The sequence below is a fragment of the Streptomyces sp. VRA16 Mangrove soil genome (genome assembly GCF_017377775.1).
Classification (GTDB): domain Bacteria; phylum Actinomycetota; class Actinomycetes; order Streptomycetales; family Streptomycetaceae; genus Streptomyces.
In genome coordinates, this window is sequence record NZ_JAFVLN010000016.1 from 123,947 (window position 1) to 141,935 (window position 17,989).

The window sequence follows — 17,989 nt, forward strand, 5'->3', positions numbered from 1 at the left end:
GTAACGGCCGTGCCAAGGTCTGCCGACGACATGCCGCACGCCGCCGGGACGGGCCTGCGTGCTTCTTGCCCTGCGCGGTTCTTGCTGCTCCCATGGTCGGAGGGGTGGTGATGGGGCATGAGCCAACTGCGCGTCATTCCGACCTGGCGGCACGGTCAGGAGCGGCTCTACGTATGCGGGGACGACGGCAGGAACGTCGCCTGGTACGACCGCGAGGCGGGCCGGGTGAACCTGCTCAGTGAGGCCGGCCGGGAGGCCGTCCTTGAGGTGCTCGGCCCGTTCCTCACCGGACAGGTCACGGTCGGGCCGCCGCCGGTGCCGACACCCGTGGAGCTGGCCCGGCTCAGTCTCCACCCGGACGACGACCTCGCGCCGAACCGGCCGGGGGAGGCCCTGGTGATCGCGCTCGACCGGGACCCCGCGCCGCCGCGCAGGCTGCGCGCCGACCCGCGCCGCCGGGCGCTCGCCGCGCAGCAGCGGGTCGGCGAGGTCCTCGAAGGTCTGGAACCGGCCGGCTGGCGGGTGCTCCATTCGGTGCCGCTGCCCGGCGGTTCGCACCTGCACCATCTGCTGATCGGCCCCGGAGGGCTCTTCGCGCTGCACGTCCTGCCCGCGCGCAAGCAGCGGGTCCGGGTCATGGACCCCGTGGTCACCGCGGGCCGCGGCGAACCCCAGCCGCTGCTGCGCCGGGTCCGGGCCGACGCGTCCCGGGCCTCCTTCGCCCTGACGGCCGAGGTGCGGGCGGTGCTGGTCCTCGTGGAGCCCGCATCGGTGGACGTGCCGGCCGCGCCACGGGACGTACGGGTCCTGACGGACACCGAGGTCTCGGGGCTCGCCCGCTCCGGCGGCCTGCTGAAGCCGGCGGACGTGGAGGCACTGCACGCGATGGCCCGGGACCGGGGGACGTGGGCCCGGGTGTGAGGCGGGGTGCCCGGGCGGGCGCGGGCCGCGTCGCGGCTGGTCGCGCCCCGCGGCGGAGCCGCTGACGGACACGGCCCCCACCGGTGCCGTACCCGTCCGGCCGCCCTACCGCCCGTCGTCGAGACGAAACCGCACCGGCGCAGCCGAGAACGCACCGTGCCGCGTGGAGTGTTGGCGCACCTCCAGCGTCAACTCGCCGATTCCGTCGAGGAGTTGATACGTCACCTCGCCCACCCCCACCGCGATGAGCGTGGCCTCTTCACCGGAGGCCGGAGGCAGCAGCGCGGCCGCCTCCGCCCGCAGGCCCGCGCCCAGCGGCGTCGTCAGGACCGGGGTGCCGTCGCCGGGAAGGGCGACCACCAGGGCGCGGGGCGCGGTGTGCGGGCCGGTGAAACCGATGACGGCGGCGTCGTGGGTGTCGCTGTGCCGCAGCTTGCGCCAGACGCGCCGCCCGCCCCGGTAGGGGCCGTCGAGGCGCTTGGCGACGAGACCCTCGACGCCGGTCGCGGGCAGCGTCTCGTACCAGGTCAGGGCCGTGTCCCGGTCGGTCGTGGAGGGCACCGCCTGCAACGGCGGGCCCAGCGGGGCGAGGAGTCGCACCAGCCGGTCCCTGCGCTCGCTGTACGGCAGGCCGCGCAGGTCCGCCCCGCCCTCGGCCAGCAGGTCGAACGCCGCGTAGGAGGCGGGCAGTTCACGGGCCAGGGTGCGGGCGCGGGCCGCGCTCGCGGCGGCCGCGCGGCGCTGCACCGCCGCGAAGTCGGTCCGCCCGTCGTGCCAGACCACCACCTCGCCGTCGAGCACGGTGCCCGGCGCCAGCTCCGTCGCGGCCGCCACGAGATCGGGGAAGGCCCGCCCCACGATCCGCCCCGACCTGGCCTGGAGCCGCACGCCGTCGGCGCCGTCACCGTCGTCGCCGTCCCGGATCACCACCATCCGGTGCCCGTCGAACTTGGGCTCGTACGCCCAGCCGTCCCCGGCGGGCAGCGCGTCGACGGGTTCGGCGAGGGCGACGGCGACGGGGGACTCGATGGGTGACGTGCGGGCCGGGGCCGGGGGCTTCGGGGGCACGGGCTCCGGGGTCATGAGGGGAGCCGTCCCGCCCGGTTCGGGTTGATCAGCGGCCCGAGCAGGTCCCCGTGGCGCCGCAGCCGCGCAGCGATGTCGTCGGCGCGGAAGACCAGCTCGGCCGCGTTCCCGCAGGACGCCACCTCGTCCCAGGTCACCGGGGTCGAGACGGTCGGCTCGGGGCGGGCGCGCAGGGTGTAGGGCGCCGCCGTCGTCTTCGCCGCGGAGTTCTGGCTGTGGTCGACGAAGACCTTGCCCGGGCGCAGGCTGCGCGTCATCCGGTGCACGACCAGCTGCGGAAGCTCGGACTCGGCCTCCTGCGCGAGCGCCTTCGCATAGGCGCTGACCTGCGGCGACGGGGTGGGAACCAGCGGGACCAGGAGATGCAGCCCCTTGGATCCCGACGTCTTCGCATACGCGTGCAGCCCGTCCGCCGCGAGCCGTTCGCGCAGCCACAGCGCGACCTCGCAGCACTGCACGACGTCGGCGGGCGCCCCCGGGTCGAGGTCCAGGACCAGCCGGTCCGCCTCGCCCGGCGCGTCGGCCTGCCACTGCGGGGTGTGGAACTCGGTGACCAGGTTCGCGGCCCACATCAGCGTCGCCAGGTCCTGCACCAGGATCTGGCGCGCGCTGCCGCCCTCCGAGCGCGGCACCTGGGCCGTCTTCACCCAGGCGGGGGTGCCCGGCGGCACGTTCTTGGCGAAGAAGCGCTGGCCGTCGGGCCCGTCCGGGTAGCGCAGGAAGGACACCGGCCGGTTGTACAGGTGCGCGAGCAGGGAGCCCGCGGTCGTCGCGTAGTAGTGCAGCAGCTCGCCCTTGGTGAATCCGGACGCCGGGTACAGCACCTTGTCCAGATTGCTGAGCGCGAGCCGCTGCCCGTCCACTTCTGTGAGGGGCGTCATACGGTAATAGTCTGGCAATCCGCGCAGAAACGTATCCGATCTGCACAAAGCAGGGCGAAACGGGAGGTACACCGTGCGCTCCATATGGAACGGCGCCATCTCCTTCGGACTGGTCAGCATCCCGATCAAGCTGGTCAACGCCACCGAGAGCCACTCGATCTCCTTCCGCCAGATCCATCTGGAGGACGGCGGCCGCATCCGCTACCGCAAGGTGTGCGAGCTGGAGGACAAGGAGGTCACGGCCGCGGAGATCGGCAAGGGGTACGAGGAGGCGGACGGCTCCATCGTGCCCATCACGGAGGACGACCTCGCCTCCCTCCCGATCCCCACCGCCAAGACGATCGAGATCGTCGCCTTCGTCCCGGCCGACCGGATCGACCCGCTCCAGATGGACGCGGCCTACTACCTCGCCGCGAACGGGGTGCCCGCCGCGAAGCCCTACACCCTGCTGCGCGAGGCCCTCAAACGCAGCCAGAAGGTGGCCATCGCCAAGTTCGCCCTGCGCGGCCGCGAGCGGCTCGGGATGCTGCGCGTCGTCGACGACGTCATCGCCATGCACGGCCTGCTGTGGCCGGACGAGATCCGCGCCCCCGAGGACGTCGCCCCGGACACCCACGTCACCGTCCGCGACGCCGAACTCGACCTGGCGGACGCCCTGATGGACACCCTCGGCGAGGTCGACATGGAGTCCCTCCACGACGACTACCGCGAGGCGGTCGAGGAGATGATCGCGGCGAAGGCCGCCGGCGGCGAGCCCGAGGAGGCCCCCGCCAGGGAGTCCGGCGGCGGCAAGGTCATCGACCTGATGGCCGCCCTCGAAGGCAGCGTGCGTGCCGCGAAGGAGGCCCGCGGCGAGGACTCCGGCGACGTCGCCGAGGTGACGCACCTCGCCGGACGCACCCGCAAGAAGGCGGCTCCGAAGAAGACCGCCGCGAAGAAGGCGGCCGCGACCAAGAAGACGGCCGCGAAGAAGACCACCTCGGCCGCCTCGGCCAAGAAGACGTCCGCGGCGAAGAAGACCACCGCGAAGAAGACGTCCACGGCGACGAAGAAGACCGCGTCGGCGAAGAAGGCGACCCCGCGCAAGAAGGCGTCCGCCTGAACCAGGGGGCCGCGCGCCCCCTGCGTATCCTCGTCGGATGCGGATCGGAGAGCTGGCGCGGCGGACCGGGGTCCCGGTGCCGACCATCAAGTACTACACGCGCGAGGGCCTGTTGCCCCCGGGCGAGCGCAGCAGCCCGAACCAGGTCGCGTACGACGACGAGCACGTCCGGCGCCTCAAACTGATCCGCGCCATGCTGGAGGTCGGTGGCGTGTCCGTCGCCGCGGCCCGCGACGTCCTCGCCGAGGTCGACTCCCCGCACCGCACGGTGCACGGCGCGCTCGGCGTCGCCCAGGCCGCCGTCAGCGCGACGATGCCGGAGCGCGGCGCCCCCGAGGACCGGGAGCGCGCCGAGGCCGAGGTGGCCGAACTGGTCCGGCGCCACGGCTGGCGGACGAAGCCGCAGAACCCCGGGTGGCGCTCGCTGGTCCAGATCGTGGCGACCTACCGGGACCTCGACCGCGGCGATCTGCTCGTGCTCCTCGACCGGTACGCGACCGCCGCGGGCGAACTGGCCACGGCCGAGCTCGCGGCGCTGGCCGACGTCGCCAGCACCGACGGCAAGGTGGAGGGCGTCGTCCTCGGCACGGTCCTCGGCGACGCGGCGATGGCGGCCCTGCGCCGCATCGCCCAGGAGGACGTCTCGGCGCGACTGCAGCGCCCCTAGAGCCCGTCCAGGGGCCCCCGCGCCCGACGACACCGAGCGAGAACCCCTCCGGCGCACTCGACATCACGCCCTGGGCACCACACATTCCATACTGATACTGAAACTATCGATAGTTTCAGTTACCGTTGCGTGCACGGCTCCCGGCATCCGCCGCGGCGCCGACCTGTGCAGGGGGAGGCACGCGCTCATGGCCATCGGCGGCGGCATCGACATCGGCACGCTCGCGACCTGGCCGGACATCACGTCCGGCCTGTCGGGTTCGCTCACCGGGGCGGCCTGCTGGGGGTACGGGATCCTCGCCCTCACCACGCTCCCGCCGCTGCTGCCCAACGCCGTACTGCTGGTCACGGGCGGGATGCTCGCGGCCCGCGGCGAGATGTCGCTGCTGCTCGTGCTCGCCTCGGTCACGGGCGGCGCGGTCCTCGGCGATCTGCTCATCCACCGCTTCGGCCACCTGGCGGGCGGCAGGCTCGCGCGCCGCGACAGCCGGCTCCTCGCCCGGGCGACCGGGCGCGTGCACCGCGGTGGTCTCGCCTTCGTCGTCGGGGTGCGCTTCCTGCCGGGCGGCCGGCTGCTCGCCGGGATGGCCGCGGGCGCCGCCCGCTGTCCGGTCCGCAGGTTCGTGCTCGCCGCGGTCCTCGCCGAGTCGGTGTGGGCCGGGTACTCCGTCGGTGCCGGGTACGTCGGCGCCGCCGTCAGCGACGACCCGACGGTCTCGGTCGCGATCGGCATCGGCCTCTCCGTCCTCGTGGGCGTCTGCGCGGCCGCCGTCCGCCGCCGCACGGGCGCGGCGCGGGACGCCGCCTGACACCCCCCGCAGTGCCGGAAACCCCGAACAAGCCAAGGAGACAGATGTGGTCACCGTGTTCGCCCGCATCGGACGGGCCGCCGCGCGGCACCGGAAGTGGGTCGTCGTCGCGGCCGTCGCCTTCACCCTCTTCGCCGGGTTATGGGGGACGCGGGTCTTCGCCTCGTTCACCGGCGGTGCCGGGTTCGACGACCCGGGCAGCGAGTCGGTGCGCGCCGACAAGGTGCTGCAGGGACCGCTCGGCCGGGAGTCCAACGACCTGATCGTGGTCTACGAGGCCGAGCGGCCCGGCGCCACCGTCGACGACTTCGGCCCGGCCGTGCGCGCCGCCCTCGATGGCGTACCGCGCACCGGCATCGACCGCCTCGACTCGTACTGGCACCCGGGGCGCGGCCAGGACAAGCGCGCGTACCTGTCGACGGACCGTCAGAAGACGTACGCCACCGTGCAGTTCACCAGCGACGTGGACCAGGAGCAGGTCGAGGCGCTCGGCCGCGTCAAGAAGGACTTCGAGGCACGCGGCGTCCACGTCCGCTACGGCGGGGTCGCCGCCATGACCGAACAGGTCAACTCCCTGACGGGCTCGGACATCGCCCGCGCCGAGACGCTCTCGGTCCCGGTCCTGCTGATCCTCCTCGTGCTGATTTTCCGCAGCGCGATCGCCGCGCTGCTGCCGCTGGCCGTCGGTGCGTTCGTGGCCCTCGGCTCGTTCGTGGTGCTGCGGGTCCTGACGGCCGTGACGGAGATCTCCTCCACCGTCATCAACGTCATCACGATCCTCGGCCTCGGACTCGCCATCGACTACGCCCTGTTCATGGTGAACCGCTTCCGCGAGGAGCTGCGTGCGGGCGCCGACGTCGACACGGCGGTCGAGCGCACCACCGCCACCGCGGGCCGCACCGTCGCCTTCTCCGGGATCGCCGTCGCGATCTCCTTCGCCGGACTGCTCTTCTTCCCCTCCCGCTTCCTGTCCTCCATGGGGTACGCGGCCGTGGCCGTCGTCACCTTCGCGGTGCTCGGCGCGCTCACCCTGCTGCCGGCGCTCCTGCGCTGCACGGGACACCGCGTCGACAAGTGGCGCATTCCGCTGCCGACCCGCCGCCCGCGCCCGGAGACCGAGGGCCGCTGGTACCGCACCGCCCACGCCGTCATGCGCAGGCCGCTGCTGTCCACGCTCGCGATCGTCGCCGTCCTCGTCGGTCTCGGCGCCCCGCTGCTCGGCGTGAACTGGGCGCGCCCGGGGGAGTGGGTGCTGCCGTCCGGCGCCGACGCGAAGGTGGTGAGCAGGCAGCTCGCCGCCGACTTCGACACCGACCCCGGCCGGATCATGACCTCGGTCGTCCGGTTCGGCGACAGCCCGGTCGACCGCTCCCGGCTCACCGCGTACGCCGATGAGCTGGCGACGATCGACGGTGTCTCCTCGGCGGCGGTGACCGGCGTCGCGGGCGACGACGCGCGTGTCACCCTGCACTACACGCCCGACCCCATGTCGGACGCGGCCCGCACCCTGGTCGGCGAGGTGCGCGCGGTGCAGCCGCCGCCGGGCGCCGAGACCCTGGTCACCGGGATGCCCGCCTCGCGCGTCGACATCGTCGCCATGATCGGGGAACGGCTGCCGTGGATGGCGCTGTTCGTCGCGGTGGTCTCGTTCCTGGTGCTGTTCATGGCCTTCGGATCGGTCCTGCTGCCCCTCAAGTCCGTCGCCCTGAACCTGCTGTCGCTGCTCGCCGCGTTCGGCGCGATCAAGTGGATCTTCCAGGACGGCCATCTGTCCGGGCCGCTCGGCTTCGAAGCGATCGGCGCGGTCGACGTCAACTTCCCCGTCCTGGTCGTCGCCATCGCCTTCGGGCTCGCCATGGACTACGAGGTGTTCCTGCTGTCACGGGTGCGGGAGGAGTACGACGCCTGCGGTGACCCCGTCGAGTCCGTGGCGCTCGGTGTGCAGCGCAGCGCGAAGATCATCACGAGTGCGGCGCTGCTCCTCGTCGTGGTCGTCGGAGGCTTCATGGCCTCGTCGATCCTCTTCATGAAGATGATCGGCGTCGGCCTGGTCGTCGCGGTCCTCGTCGACGCGACGATCGTGCGCGGGCTCCTGGTGCCCGCGACGATGGCGCTGCTCGGCACGTGGGCCTGGTGGGCGCCGGCCCCGCTGCTCCGCCGCCGCCCGCCGGCCCCGGAACGGCGAAAGGCGCCCGGGGAGTTCGTCCCCGGGCGCCCTGTGTCCCGTACGGCAGCCGACCGTCCTGTCGCAGCCGACCGCCCTGTCGCAGCCGAGAGTCCCGTCGCGGCCGACGGTCCTACCGTCGCCGCGCCACCTCGGCGGCGTCCTTCCTGAACGCCCACTCCATCTCCGGTTCCATCGCGAACCGGAACATCCGTTGCACGGGTGGGGTGCACAACACGGTGATCAGTGACATCGCGGCCACGGTGACCGTGATCTCACCGGCCGGGGTGTGCACCCAGTGCACGTCGTACCAGTCCCAGAAGCGGGAGCCCTTGGCGACGAAGCCGTGCAGCAAATAGCCGTACAGCGTTCCGGCGCCGAGCGCGGTGAACCAGAGCTTGCGGCCCGGGACCCACGCGAAGAAGCACGCGGCGAGGATCACCGAGCAGCCGAACATGGCCAGCGTCATGACCGCGCCGGACCAGCCCGGTGCCCCGAGTTCCTGGGCGCTGTCGCGGCGGTAGAACCAGGCGGCGTTCATCCGCGGCGCCGCCCAGTACGCGAACAGCAGCGCGGCCGCGAACACCGGCACCGCCAGGATCCGCGCCTCCTTGCGGCGCACCAGCTGGAAGTGCTCGGGCTTGAGGCACAGGCCGAGGACGAAGAAGGGCAGGAACTGCAGGACGCGCTGGAGGTCCAGGTCGTCGCCGATGTCGGGGGAGACCGAGGCGAGCACCGCGATGGCGAGGGCCAGCGGCAGCGGCCAGCGCACCACCTTCCAGATCGGTGTCGACAGCCGCCACACGAACAGCGCGATCAGGAACCAGGTCAGATACCACGGGTCCAGCAGGCTGATCGGGTAGTCGGGGTCGCCCCCGGCCGTCCGCTTGAAGAAGGTGTACGCCACCTCGAAGACCACGTACGGCACGGCCACACCCGTGATCAGCCGCTTCAGCCGGTTCGGGCTCGCGTCGAACGACCGCGAGAAGTAGCCGGAGATGACGATGAACGCCGGCATGTGGAACGTGTAGACGGTGATGTAGAGCGCGGACGCCGCCCGGCTGTCGCCGCGCAGCGGCTCCCAGGCGTGGCCCATCGCGACGAGCACGATCGCCAGGTACTTCGCGTTGTCGAAGAACGCGTCCCGCGCCTTGCCGGGCTTCTTCCCGGCGGCACCGGTGGCCGAGGCGGCCTCCGCGCCCCTTATGCCTGTTGCGCCCTTTGTGTCCGTCGCACTCTTTGAGCCCTTTGTGTCCGCAGGAGGGGCGGCCACGGCGGCACGCTGTGCGGGCAGCGGGGTCCGCTGAGACGCGAGTTGTCGCGGTTCGCTCACGATCCCTCCCCGATGGAACCTCGATTCACGAATTCGCGTCTTCCCAGGTTTGCGGGGTTCATGTGGCTGCGAGACATCCCAGGCACCGTAGTCACCCCCCGAGGCCCACGTAAACCTGTGCCGGTCATGGGTGGTGTCTGTCACAGGGCTGGGCGGAGCCACTGCGTCCGCTCGCTAGGGACTCACTGCGGGCTCACTACGATGGGACGGACGGCGCGTGACGGGCCGGGCGAGGCGGTGAGCGGCGTGGTGCAGCGACGGGACGGGACCCGGGCGGCCGGGCGGCGGCGCGGCCCGGGCGAGCTGGAGGGCCAGGTGCTCGCGGCGCTGTGGGCGGCGCCGGGTCCGGTGACGGCGGCCTGGGTGCGCGAGCGCATCGGCGGCGCCGTCGCCCACACGACCGTACTGACGATCCTCACCCGCCTCCAGGCGAAGGGGGCCGTGACCCGGGAGCGGGCCGGACGCTCCTTCGTCTGGACCGCGGCCGCCGACGCCGCCGGGCTCGCCGCGCACCGGATGCGCCGGGTCCTGGACGCCGAACAGGACCGGGCGGCCGTCCTCGCCGGCTTCGTCTCCGGCCTCTCCACCCAGGACGAGCACCTGCTGCGCGCGCTGCTGGGCGACGGGGCCGAGAGCGACGGGACTGAGAGCGCCGGGACCGAGAACTCAGGGACCGGGAGCGACAGGGTCGGGAGCGGCAGGGTCGGGAGCGGCAGGGTCGGGAGCGGCAGGGTCGGGAGCGGCAGGGTCGGGAGTGACAGGGCCGAGAGCGACAGGGTCGAGGGGGACGGCTGCTGACCGGAGGCGGCGTGTGCTGTCGGCTCAGCCCGGAATGCCGGGCCCTGCGATCCGCAGCAGCAGCGAGTGCAGCGTCTCGCGCTCGCCCGCGTCCAGCGGTGCGAGCAGCTCGCCGGTGACGCGCAGGCCCGCCTCGTCGGTGTCGCGCAAGAAGTCGCGGCCCTTGTCCGTGAGGACGACGACGCGGCTGCGCCGGTCGTCGGGGGAGGGGCGGCGCTCGGCGAACCCCGCCTTCTCCAGGTCGTCGACGAGACCGACGATCGCGCTCGGGTCGTAGCCGAGCCGCGCGCTCAACTCTCTTTGCAGGGCGCCCTCGGTGGTGGCCAGGAACCGCAGCAGCGCGTAGTGGCGCAGGCGCAGGCCCGACTCCTGCAGCGAGGCGTTGAACAGCTGCCCCGAACGCAGCCCGAGCCGGTACAGGAGATAGCCCGTGTCGGCGTGCAGCCCGCGCATCCATGGCTCGTGCGCGTCGATCGGGGCGGGGGTCATGGGCTCTCCCAGGTGCGTCGTGGTGGCCGGTCGCGGACCAGTCTCCCTCAATATCCCGGTCGGCGACAACTATTGACGTCACCAACTATTGCTCTTAGCTTCCTTCTCGTTCCGGGATTCGTTCCGGGATTCGTTCCTGGGTCGTCCTGGGGTCGCCCTGGGGACGTCCTGGGGACGTCCTGAGTTCGACCCGGGGCGCGTCCTCAAGCAGCGCTGGAAGGAAGGGACTTGCACGTGTCCATCGATCTCACCGGCAAGGCCGCCGTCGTCACCGGCAGCGGCCGTGGCCTCGGACTCGCCTACGCCCACGCCCTCGCGGCCCACGGCGCCTCGGTCGTCGTCAACGACATCGACGAGGCCGTCGCCGAGGCCGCCGTGAAGTCCCTCCGCGAGGCGGGCGGCACCGCCGTCGCCGAGGTGGTCCCGGTCGGCACCGCGGAGGCCGCCGACCGTCTGGTGGCGCGCGCCGTGGACGAGTTCGGGCGGCTCGACATCCTCGTCACCAACGCGGGCATCCTGCGCGACAAGGTGCTGTGGAAGATGACCGACGACGACTTCGACGCGGTCGTCACCACCCACCTCAAGGGCACCTTCACCTGTGCCCGCGCCGCCGCGGTCCGGATGCGCGAGCAGGGCGAGGGCGGCACGCTGATCCTGGTCGGCTCGCCCGCGGGCCAGCGCGGCAACTTCGGCCAGACCAACTACGCCGCCGCCAAGGCCGGCATCGCCGCCATGGCCCGTACGTGGGCGATGGAACTGTCCCGCGCGCAGATCACCGTCAACGCGATCGTGCCGGTGGCGGCGACCGCGATGACCGAGACGATCCCCGCCTTCGCCCCGTACATCGAGGCGATGCGCGCCGGTGAACCGCTGCCCGCGTTCCTGCGCAAGGGAGAGGGCTTCGGCACCCCCGAGGACTGCGCGGCGCTCGTCCCCTTCCTCGCCTCCGCCGCCGCGCGCGAGGTGACCGGCCAGGCCATCGGCATCGGCGGCGACCGGGTCACGCTCTGGTCACACCCCCAGGAGGTCAAGTCGGCCTACGCGGACGGGGGTTGGACCCCCGACGCGCTCGCCGCCGCCTGGCCCACCACGCTCGGCGCCGAGCCGCAGACGGTCGGCATCCCTGCGCCCAAGGTCCCGGAGGCGTGATGTCCCCCTCGCTGAACATCGACGAGCTGCGGGCGATCGACGTCCACACCCACGCCGAGGTGTCGTCCCGCGACGGCCACGCCTCCCTCGACGACGATCTGCACGACGCCTCGTCCGCGTACTTCAAGATCGGGCAACCGGAAGCCGACGCTTCAGGAGATGGCCGCGTACTACCGCGAGCGCCGGATGGCCGCGGTCGTCTTCACGGTCGACGCCGAGTCCGCGACCGGCACCCCGCCCGTCCCCAACGACGAGGTGGCCGAGGCCGCGGCCGCCAACGCCGACGTCCTCGTCCCGTTCGCGTCCATCGACCCGTTCCGCGGCAAGGCGGGCGTGAAGCAGGCCCGCCGCCTGGTCGAGGAGTACGGGGTGAAGGGCTTCAAGTTCCACCCGTCCGTCCAGGGCTTCTTCCCCAACGACCGCAGTGTGGCGTACGCGTTGTACGAGGTCATCGAGGAGACGGGCACGATCGCCCTGTTCCACACGGGCCAGACCGGCATCGGCGCCGGTGTTCCCGGCGGGGGCGGCATCCGCCTGAAGTACTCCAACCCGCTGTACGTGGACGACGTCGCCGCCGACTTCCTCCACCTGAAGATCATCCTGGCGCACCCCTCCTTCCCCTGGCAGGACGAGGCGCTCGCCGTCGCCACGCACAAGCCCGGCGTCCACATCGACCTCTCCGGCTGGTCCCCGAAGTACTTCCCGCCGCAGCTCGTCCAGTACGCGAACACGCTGCTCAAGGACAAGGTCCTGTTCGGCTCGGACTACCCGGTGCTCACCCCGGACCGCTGGCTCGCCGACTTCGCGAAGCTGGACATAAAGGAGGAGGTCCGCCCGAAGATCCTCAAGGAGAACGCGGCCCGGCTGCTCGGTCTGACGAAGCCGTAGGAGGCATCGGATGCGCAACGAGGGACTGGGGTCGTGGCCCGCCCGCCGGGCCCGCAAGACCCCGCACCGCACCGCCCTGATCCACGAGGGCGCCACGCTCACCTACGCCCGACTCCACGCCCGGACCGTTCAGTTGGCGCACGCCCTGCGCGAGCGCGGGATCCGCCGCGGCGACCGCGTCGCGTACCTGGGCCCCAACCACCCCACCTTCCTGGAGACGTTGTTCGCGGCAGGCGCGCTCGGCGCGGTCTTCGTCCCCCTCAACACCCGGCTCGCGGGCCCCGAGATCGCCTACCAGCTGACGGACTCGGGCGCGAAGGTCCTGATCCACGGCCCCGCGCACCGGCCGCTGGTGGCGGGCCTGCGCGACGGGACGGACGTACGCCTGTACGTCCAAGTGGGCACGGAGTACGAGGAGTTGCTGGAGTCGGCCACGGGGGAGGGCCCGGCCGACGAGGCGGTCTCCGGCGACGACACCTGCATCATCATGTACACCTCGGGCACCACGGGCCGCCCCAAGGGCGCCATGCTCACCCACGCCAACCTGACCTGGAACGCCCTCAACGTCCTCGTCGACACCGACCTCGCGGCCGACGAACGGGCCCTGGTCTCGGCCCCGTTGTTCCACACGGCCGGCCTCAACATGCTCGCCCTGCCCGTCCTCCTCAAGGGCGGCACCTGCGTCCTGGTCGAGTCCTTCGACCCGGCGACGACCCTCGCCCTGATCGCCGAGCACCGCATCACCACGATGTTCGGCGTCCCCACGATGTACGACCTGGTGGCCAGGCAGCCCGGCTGGCCGCAGGCCGACCTCTCCTCGCTGCGCACCCTCCTGTGCGGCGGGGCCCCGGTCCCGCTGACCCTGATCGCCGCCTACCGGGAACGCGGCCTGACCTTCCTCCAGGGCTACGGCATGACCGAGGCGTCCCCCGGCACCCTCTTCCTCGACGCCGAGCACGCGGAGTCGAAGGCGGGCTCGGCGGGCGTCCCGCACTTCTTCACCGACGTACGGGTGGTGCGCCCCGACCTGACCCCGGCCGCGCCCGGCGAGACCGGCGAGATCCTGGTCCGCGGCCCGAACGTGATGCCCGGATACTGGGGCCTGCCCAACGCCACGGCGGACGCCCTGGCCGACGGCTGGTTCCGCACCGGCGACGCGGCCCGCACCGACGACGACGGCTACGTCCACATCGTCGACCGCATCAAGGACATGATCATCTCCGGCGGCGAGAACGTGTACCCCGCCGAGGTCGAGGACGCCCTCCTCGCCCACCCCGACATCGCCGAGTGCGCCGTCATCGGCGTACCGGACGAGAAGTGGGGCGAGGTGCCGCGCGCGGTGGTCGTCGCCCGCGAAGGGGCCGACCCGGACCCCGACGAGATCCTCGCCTCCCTGGCCGGCCGCCTCGCCCGCTACAAGATCCCCAAATCGGTGGTGCTGGCGCCCGAACTCCCGCGCACCGCCTCCGGAAAGCTCCTCAAGTCCCGCATCCGCACGCACTACGGCACCGGCAACGGCAACCAGTAAGGAACCCACGCATCCCATGAGCGGCATCACAGTGAACGGCCTCGACGACCTGAAGAAGCTCGCCGGCAGCGAGCTGGGGGTGAGCGAGTGGATCGAGGTCACCCAGGACCGCATCGACACGTTCGCCGACGCCACCGGCGACCACCAGTGGATCCACGTCGACCCGGAGCGCGCGGCGGCGGGACCGTTCGGCGCCCCCATCGCCCACGGCTACCTGACCCTCTCCCTCTTCATCCCGCTCTTCACCGAACTCCTCGACGTCCGGGGCGTGACGACGAAGGTCAACTACGGCCTGAACAAGGTCCGTTTCCCGTCCCCGGTGAAGGTCGGCTCCCGCATCCGCCTGACCGGCAGGCTCGCGGCGGTCGAGGAGGTCGCGGGCGGCGGCGTGCAGATCACGGTCGACGGCACGATAGAGATCGAGAACGCCCCGAAGCCGGCAGCGGTCCTCCAGAGCCTCTCCCGCTTCTACGCCTGAGGGTCGTGCAGCTTGGGCCCGGCCCCTTTCACCGGCCGCGTATGGATCTTCGACAGACAGGCGGGAAGATCGGTGGCGGGGTCATGGGCGCGGGCCCGGTACGCGCTGGGCGTCTCCCCGACCAGCTCGGTGAACCGCGAGCTGAACGACCCCAGCGACGTACACCCCACCTCGAAACACACCTCGGTCACCGACAGATCCCCGCGCCGCAACAACGCCTTGGCCCGCTCGATGCGCCGCGTCATCAGATAGCTGTACGGAGTCTCCCCGAACGCGGCCCGAAAGCTCCGCGAGAAATGCCCCGGCGACATCAGCGCAGCCCGCGCCAGAGCCGTCACGTCGAGCGGCTCGGCATACGCCCGATCCATGGTGTCGCGGGCACGCCGCAGCCGGGCCAGGTCCTCCAGGTTGGTCACCGCACCACGATCGCACGCAGTCGGAGTCCGCGCCCTTCCCTTCCCGTTCTCACTCACCTCATCTTGTATCAAACACTTGACACAAGATGAGGTGTCGCGGCAGCTTGTGTCAATCATCTGACACAACTGCTGGAGGTTCCATGGGCGGCGTGCCCCTGAACTGGCTCTTCGCGGCCCCTTTCCTCATCGGGCTGTTGGCGCTCCTGCGCGCACGGCGCAGACCGGGGCCCGCGCTGTCCGGCGCACTCGGCCGGTACCAGCGACGGGCTTCGAGGTGGCGCACGGGCGGCCTGGTGGCGGGGCTCTGTGCGGCCGTCTGCCTCGCGTACCTCATGAACTACGGGTCGGCGGGGATCGTCTTCGGCGGGTGCACGCTCGCCGGTGTCCTGATCGGCGAACTGCGGGTGCCGCGCCCGGAGGGGCCGGTGCGTGCGGCCGTGCTGACCCCACGTCAGGTGCGGCACTACTTTCCACGCCGCTGCACCGCGCTCTTCGCCGCTCTCGTCGTGGCGCTGGCAGTGCTCCTCACTGCCGTCGTCGTCGCGACCCGCCGCAGCGCCGTCCGGGACGGCTTCGTGCTGCTGACCTGCCCGAACGGCACCGCGTTCATGCTCGCGGAGCAGGACGTCAGCACGCTGGTCCTCGGGGCGCTCGGCTGTGTGGTCGGCGGGGCCGGAGTGTGCCTGCTGGCGGCCAGGCGGGTCGTGACCCGACCTGCGCTGCCCGGTGCCCCGACGCCGGACCACGCCCTGCGTGCGTCCTCCGTGGAGGCGGTGGCCCTGGCCTGGGGCTGCCTGGTGGCATCCTGGCTGCTGATGTCGTCAGTCCTCACGGCCGATTACCTCCAGGCCCTGAGGGAGGTTCCGTGCAACAATCGCGAGTTGCTGGCGCCCTACATCCTCGCCCTCCTGGCGGCCCTCGGCTCCGCGGCGGGCCTCGTCCACCTCGTGATCCGCCTGACGCGCCTGCCGGCACCGAACGGAACAGCGGCATGAAGGAGCCGACGGTGAACCCGCTGAGCGTGCAGGTCGACACCGCGGGCCCGGTCCCGCCGTACGAGCAGGTGCGCGCCCAACTGGCCGACCTCATCCGCGCCGGGCACCTCGCCGAGAACGACCGCCTGCCACCCGTACGCCAACTCGCCGCGGATCTGGGCCTTGCGACAGGCACGGTGGCCCGCGCCTATCGCGAGCTGGAGTCCGCGGGCCTGGTTCACAGCCGCCGAGGCGCCGGCACCCGCGTCGCCCCGGGTCACGCCCCCGTCCCCGAACCGGCCCTCACCCAGGCGGCCCGCACCTACGTCACCAGGGCCCGGGCCCTGGGCGCCGACGACACCGAACTCCTCGCGGCCCTCCGCATCGCCCTCGCGGCGCCGCCCCCACGGCAGTGACGCTCACGCCGTCTGTGCGCCCGGCCTCTTGAAGACCTGCCGGCCGTGCCAGAGGACGAACTCGACCGCCACGGGAGGACGGCCGGGCTGCGGCGTGGCGGCGGGTACGCCGTGGAGGGCGTGCACGGCCTGTCCGGCGCGACTCCGTGCCACGTACGACGACGACACCTGAACCCGAAGGTCGGGCAGCAGACCGAGCACCCCCAGGTCGAACAGCGAGTGGTGCAGTGAGCACAGGGCCAGCCCGTTGTGCACTTCGTCGGGCCCGTCCTGACTGTGCCAGCGGACGTGTGCGGCCTCCAGCCCGGCGGGATTCCTGCCGAGGGCACCGTCATATCCGCAGAAGGCGCAGGCGTACGCGTACGCCTGCAGAACTTCCTCTGCGAACGCGGCTCTTCGCGAACGTCGCTTCCTCTCCTCGGGCGCACCGGCCGTGCCGCCCGGACCGGCCAGGTCCAGGCCGACGGCGTCGCAGACCGCTGCTTCCAGGGCCGGGGTGAAGTGCTGATCCAGCAGCAGGCGGGTGGCCGCCGCGAACGTCACGGGATCCGCGACCAGCCGCTCCACCTCGGGGCGCAGCCGCCCGTGCGCACCGCGAGCCCGCAGCAGACTGCCGCGTTCCGCGATATCCGGACCGATCCCGTGCCCCTCCCGGTCCCGCAGCTCCCAGAGCTCCCGCTCCAGATGCACGAACGGCATGGCCGCCCGCTCTCGAGCCCGCGAACGACTCGTCACCGCGGGGCCGAAATCGTTGATGAGCCGACTGACGGGCTCTTCCACCTCGTCGTACGTGACCGAGGTGCTGCCCGACTCGGCGAACCTGCCCAACAGCCAGAGCACGAGCAGCGGTTTGTGCGGCGCCCGCCGCCCGCCGATCTGCGCCCGACGCAGCCCGGACAGGACGCTCATCAGTTCGTCCCGCGACATCACGGAGCCACCCTGCCATGAACACACAAAAAAGACCCCGCAGTCAGCGATCTCGCCGATGCGGGGTCTTCAGGCACCTCATATAAGGTGCCCCCGGCAGGATTCGAACCTGCGCACACGGCTCCGGAGGCCGTTGCTCTATCCCCTGAGCTACGGGGGCGTGCGCCGCGCGGTGCGTGGCGACGGGTAGAACCCTACCAGCTCATCCGGGGTCCTCATGAACAGGTATTTCGGGGTCGGGTCGAGGGGCGTGTCCCCTGTACGGGGCGGAAGTGGGGAAAACCCGGACGCGGTGGCCGGTGCCGACCTACTCTCGAGTTGTGCCAGGCGCGTCCGGCCGGGTCCTTGTCGTGGACGACAACACGGTGATCCGGCAGTTGATCAGGGTCAATCTCGAGCTGGAGGGCTTCGAGGTCGTGACCGCGGCCGATGGTGCCGAGTGTCTGGACGTGGTGCATCAGGTGCGGCCGGATGTCGTCACGCTGGACGTCGTGATGCCGCGGCTCGACGGGCTGCGGACCGCCGCCCGGCTGCGTGCCGACGCGCGTACCAGTGAGTTGCCCATCGTCATCGTGAGTGCCTGCACCCAGTACGAGGTGGAGAGCGGGCTCGACGTCGGGGTCGACGCGTTTCTGGCCAAGCCCTTCGAGCCGGGTGAACTGGTGCGTGTCGTAGGGCAGTTGAGCGAGAAGGGCAGGGCGGGGGAGCGGAGCTCCGCAGCGGACGAGGCGCGGTCGGGGGAGGAGAGCACCGACGGGCCCTCCGGGCGTGCTCCCCGTACCGCCGACGCCTGACCGCCGACGTCTGGCCGTCGACGTCTGAGCGCCGACGTCTGAGCGCCGACGCCCGACCGCCGACGCCTCACCGTCGACGTCTGAGCGCCGACGGCTGATTGTCGGCGCACGGGCGCCCCGAACCGTCGTCCGCCGGGTCCGCATCCTCGTCTCCCCGTACCGCCGACGCC

At 72.0% G+C, this 17,989-nt stretch carries 17 protein-coding genes, 1 tRNA gene and 2 pseudogenes; 13 read left to right on the forward strand and 7 right to left on the reverse strand.

Features of this window, described 5'->3' with window-relative positions; translation table 11 throughout:
- Positions 1–117: 117 nt before the first annotated feature.
- The gene (locus J3486_RS33695; protein WP_207827389.1) at positions 118–921 is read left to right on the forward strand and encodes a nuclease-related domain-containing protein; all 804 of its coding nucleotides are present in this window, start codon (positions 118–120) and stop codon (positions 919–921) included.
- A 105-nt stretch (positions 922–1,026) separates the two neighbouring features.
- Here J3486_RS33695 and J3486_RS33700 read toward each other — a convergent pair whose 3' ends face one another.
- A complete protein-coding gene (locus J3486_RS33700; RefSeq protein WP_207827391.1) occupies positions 1,027–2,004 on the reverse strand; it encodes an ATP-dependent DNA ligase in 978 nt (325 codons plus the stop codon).
- A complete protein-coding gene (gene ligD, locus J3486_RS33705) occupies positions 2,001–2,888 on the reverse strand; it encodes a non-homologous end-joining DNA ligase (RefSeq protein WP_207827393.1) in 888 nt (295 codons plus the stop codon). The genes J3486_RS33700 and ligD overlap by 4 nt, the downstream gene beginning before the upstream one ends.
- A gap of 73 nt (positions 2,889–2,961) precedes the next feature.
- On the opposite strand from ligD, the gene J3486_RS33710 reads away from it, so the two are divergent.
- From J3486_RS33710 to J3486_RS45055, 4 genes are all read left to right on the forward strand, one after another.
- On the forward strand, positions 2,962–3,990 hold the full coding sequence (locus J3486_RS33710; protein WP_207827395.1) for a Ku protein: 1,029 nt from the start codon (positions 2,962–2,964) through the stop codon (positions 3,988–3,990).
- A 37-nt stretch (positions 3,991–4,027) separates the two neighbouring features.
- A complete protein-coding gene (locus J3486_RS33715; RefSeq protein WP_207827396.1) occupies positions 4,028–4,657 on the forward strand; it encodes a MerR family transcriptional regulator in 630 nt (209 codons plus the stop codon).
- A 187-nt stretch (positions 4,658–4,844) separates the two neighbouring features.
- Positions 4,845–5,465 carry a DedA family protein gene (locus J3486_RS33720; protein WP_207827398.1) on the forward strand — a complete coding sequence of 207 codons (621 nt, stop codon included), beginning with the start codon at positions 4,845–4,847 and terminating at the stop codon, positions 5,463–5,465.
- Positions 5,466–5,511: 46 nt separating this feature from the next.
- A complete protein-coding gene (locus J3486_RS45055; protein ID WP_307805041.1) occupies positions 5,512–7,800 on the forward strand; it encodes an MMPL family transporter in 2,289 nt (762 codons plus the stop codon).
- Here J3486_RS45055 and J3486_RS33730 read toward each other — a convergent pair.
- A complete protein-coding gene (locus J3486_RS33730; RefSeq protein WP_374194806.1) occupies positions 7,763–8,965 on the reverse strand; it encodes an acyltransferase family protein in 1,203 nt (400 codons plus the stop codon). The genes J3486_RS45055 and J3486_RS33730 overlap by 38 nt on opposite strands.
- Before the next feature lie 246 nt (positions 8,966–9,211).
- Here J3486_RS33730 and J3486_RS33735 point away from each other — a divergent pair.
- Positions 9,212–9,601 (forward strand): annotated as a pseudogene (locus J3486_RS33735) (BlaI/MecI/CopY family transcriptional regulator); the annotation flags it as partial.
- A 183-nt stretch (positions 9,602–9,784) separates the two neighbouring features.
- Here the strand turns inward: J3486_RS33735 and J3486_RS33740 are convergent.
- Entirely contained in the window at positions 9,785–10,249 is a 465-nt protein-coding gene (locus J3486_RS33740; RefSeq protein WP_207827403.1) for a MarR family winged helix-turn-helix transcriptional regulator, read from the reverse strand.
- 234 nt (positions 10,250–10,483) lie between these two features.
- Between J3486_RS33740 and J3486_RS33745 the strand changes: the two genes are divergently transcribed.
- The 4 genes and pseudogenes from J3486_RS33745 to J3486_RS33760 all read left to right on the forward strand — a co-directional run bounded on the left by J3486_RS33745 (position 10,484) and on the right by J3486_RS33760 (position 14,292).
- Positions 10,484–11,398 carry an SDR family oxidoreductase gene (locus J3486_RS33745; protein ID WP_307805042.1) on the forward strand — a complete coding sequence of 305 codons (915 nt, stop codon included), beginning with the start codon at positions 10,484–10,486 and terminating at the stop codon, positions 11,396–11,398.
- Positions 11,398–12,286, forward strand: a pseudogene (locus J3486_RS33750) (amidohydrolase family protein). Before J3486_RS33745 ends, J3486_RS33750 begins: the two are co-directional and overlap by 1 nt.
- Before the next feature lie 10 nt (positions 12,287–12,296).
- Complete coding sequence (locus J3486_RS33755; protein ID WP_207827406.1) at positions 12,297–13,814, forward strand: long-chain fatty acid--CoA ligase; 1,518 nt, start codon at positions 12,297–12,299, stop codon at positions 13,812–13,814.
- Positions 13,815–13,830: 16 nt separating this feature from the next.
- The gene (locus tag J3486_RS33760) at positions 13,831–14,292 is read left to right on the forward strand and encodes a MaoC family dehydratase (RefSeq protein ID WP_207827410.1); all 462 of its coding nucleotides are present in this window, start codon (positions 13,831–13,833) and stop codon (positions 14,290–14,292) included.
- On the opposite strand, the gene J3486_RS33765 is transcribed toward J3486_RS33760, so the two are convergent.
- The gene (locus J3486_RS33765; protein WP_229379055.1) at positions 14,283–14,660 is read right to left on the reverse strand and encodes a helix-turn-helix transcriptional regulator; all 378 of its coding nucleotides are present in this window, start codon (positions 14,658–14,660) and stop codon (positions 14,283–14,285) included. The two genes, J3486_RS33760 and J3486_RS33765, sit on opposite strands and share 10 nt — an antisense overlap.
- A 188-nt stretch (positions 14,661–14,848) precedes the next feature.
- Between J3486_RS33765 and J3486_RS33770 the strand changes: the two genes are divergently transcribed.
- A complete protein-coding gene (locus tag J3486_RS33770; protein ID WP_207827414.1) occupies positions 14,849–15,703 on the forward strand; it encodes a hypothetical protein in 855 nt (284 codons plus the stop codon).
- Positions 15,700–16,098 carry a GntR family transcriptional regulator gene (locus tag J3486_RS33775; protein ID WP_207827416.1) on the forward strand — a complete coding sequence of 133 codons (399 nt, stop codon included), beginning with the start codon at positions 15,700–15,702 and terminating at the stop codon, positions 16,096–16,098. The genes J3486_RS33770 and J3486_RS33775 overlap by 4 nt, the downstream gene beginning before the upstream one ends.
- A 3-nt stretch (positions 16,099–16,101) precedes the next feature.
- Here J3486_RS33775 and J3486_RS33780 read toward each other — a convergent pair whose 3' ends face one another.
- Both J3486_RS33780 and J3486_RS33785 read right to left on the reverse strand, forming a co-directional pair.
- Positions 16,102–17,025 carry a phosphorothioated DNA-binding restriction endonuclease gene (locus J3486_RS33780; protein WP_229379025.1) on the reverse strand — a complete coding sequence of 308 codons (924 nt, stop codon included), beginning with the start codon at positions 17,023–17,025 and terminating at the stop codon, positions 16,102–16,104.
- 88 nt (positions 17,026–17,113) lie between these two features.
- A tRNA-Arg gene (locus J3486_RS33785) sits at positions 17,114–17,185 on the reverse strand.
- A 160-nt stretch (positions 17,186–17,345) separates the two neighbouring features.
- On the opposite strand from J3486_RS33785, the gene J3486_RS33790 reads away from it, so the two are divergent.
- Positions 17,346–17,819, forward strand: a complete 474-nt coding sequence (locus J3486_RS33790) for a response regulator (RefSeq protein WP_307805043.1) — start codon at positions 17,346–17,348, stop codon at positions 17,817–17,819.
- Positions 17,820–17,989: the final 170 nt, after the last annotated feature.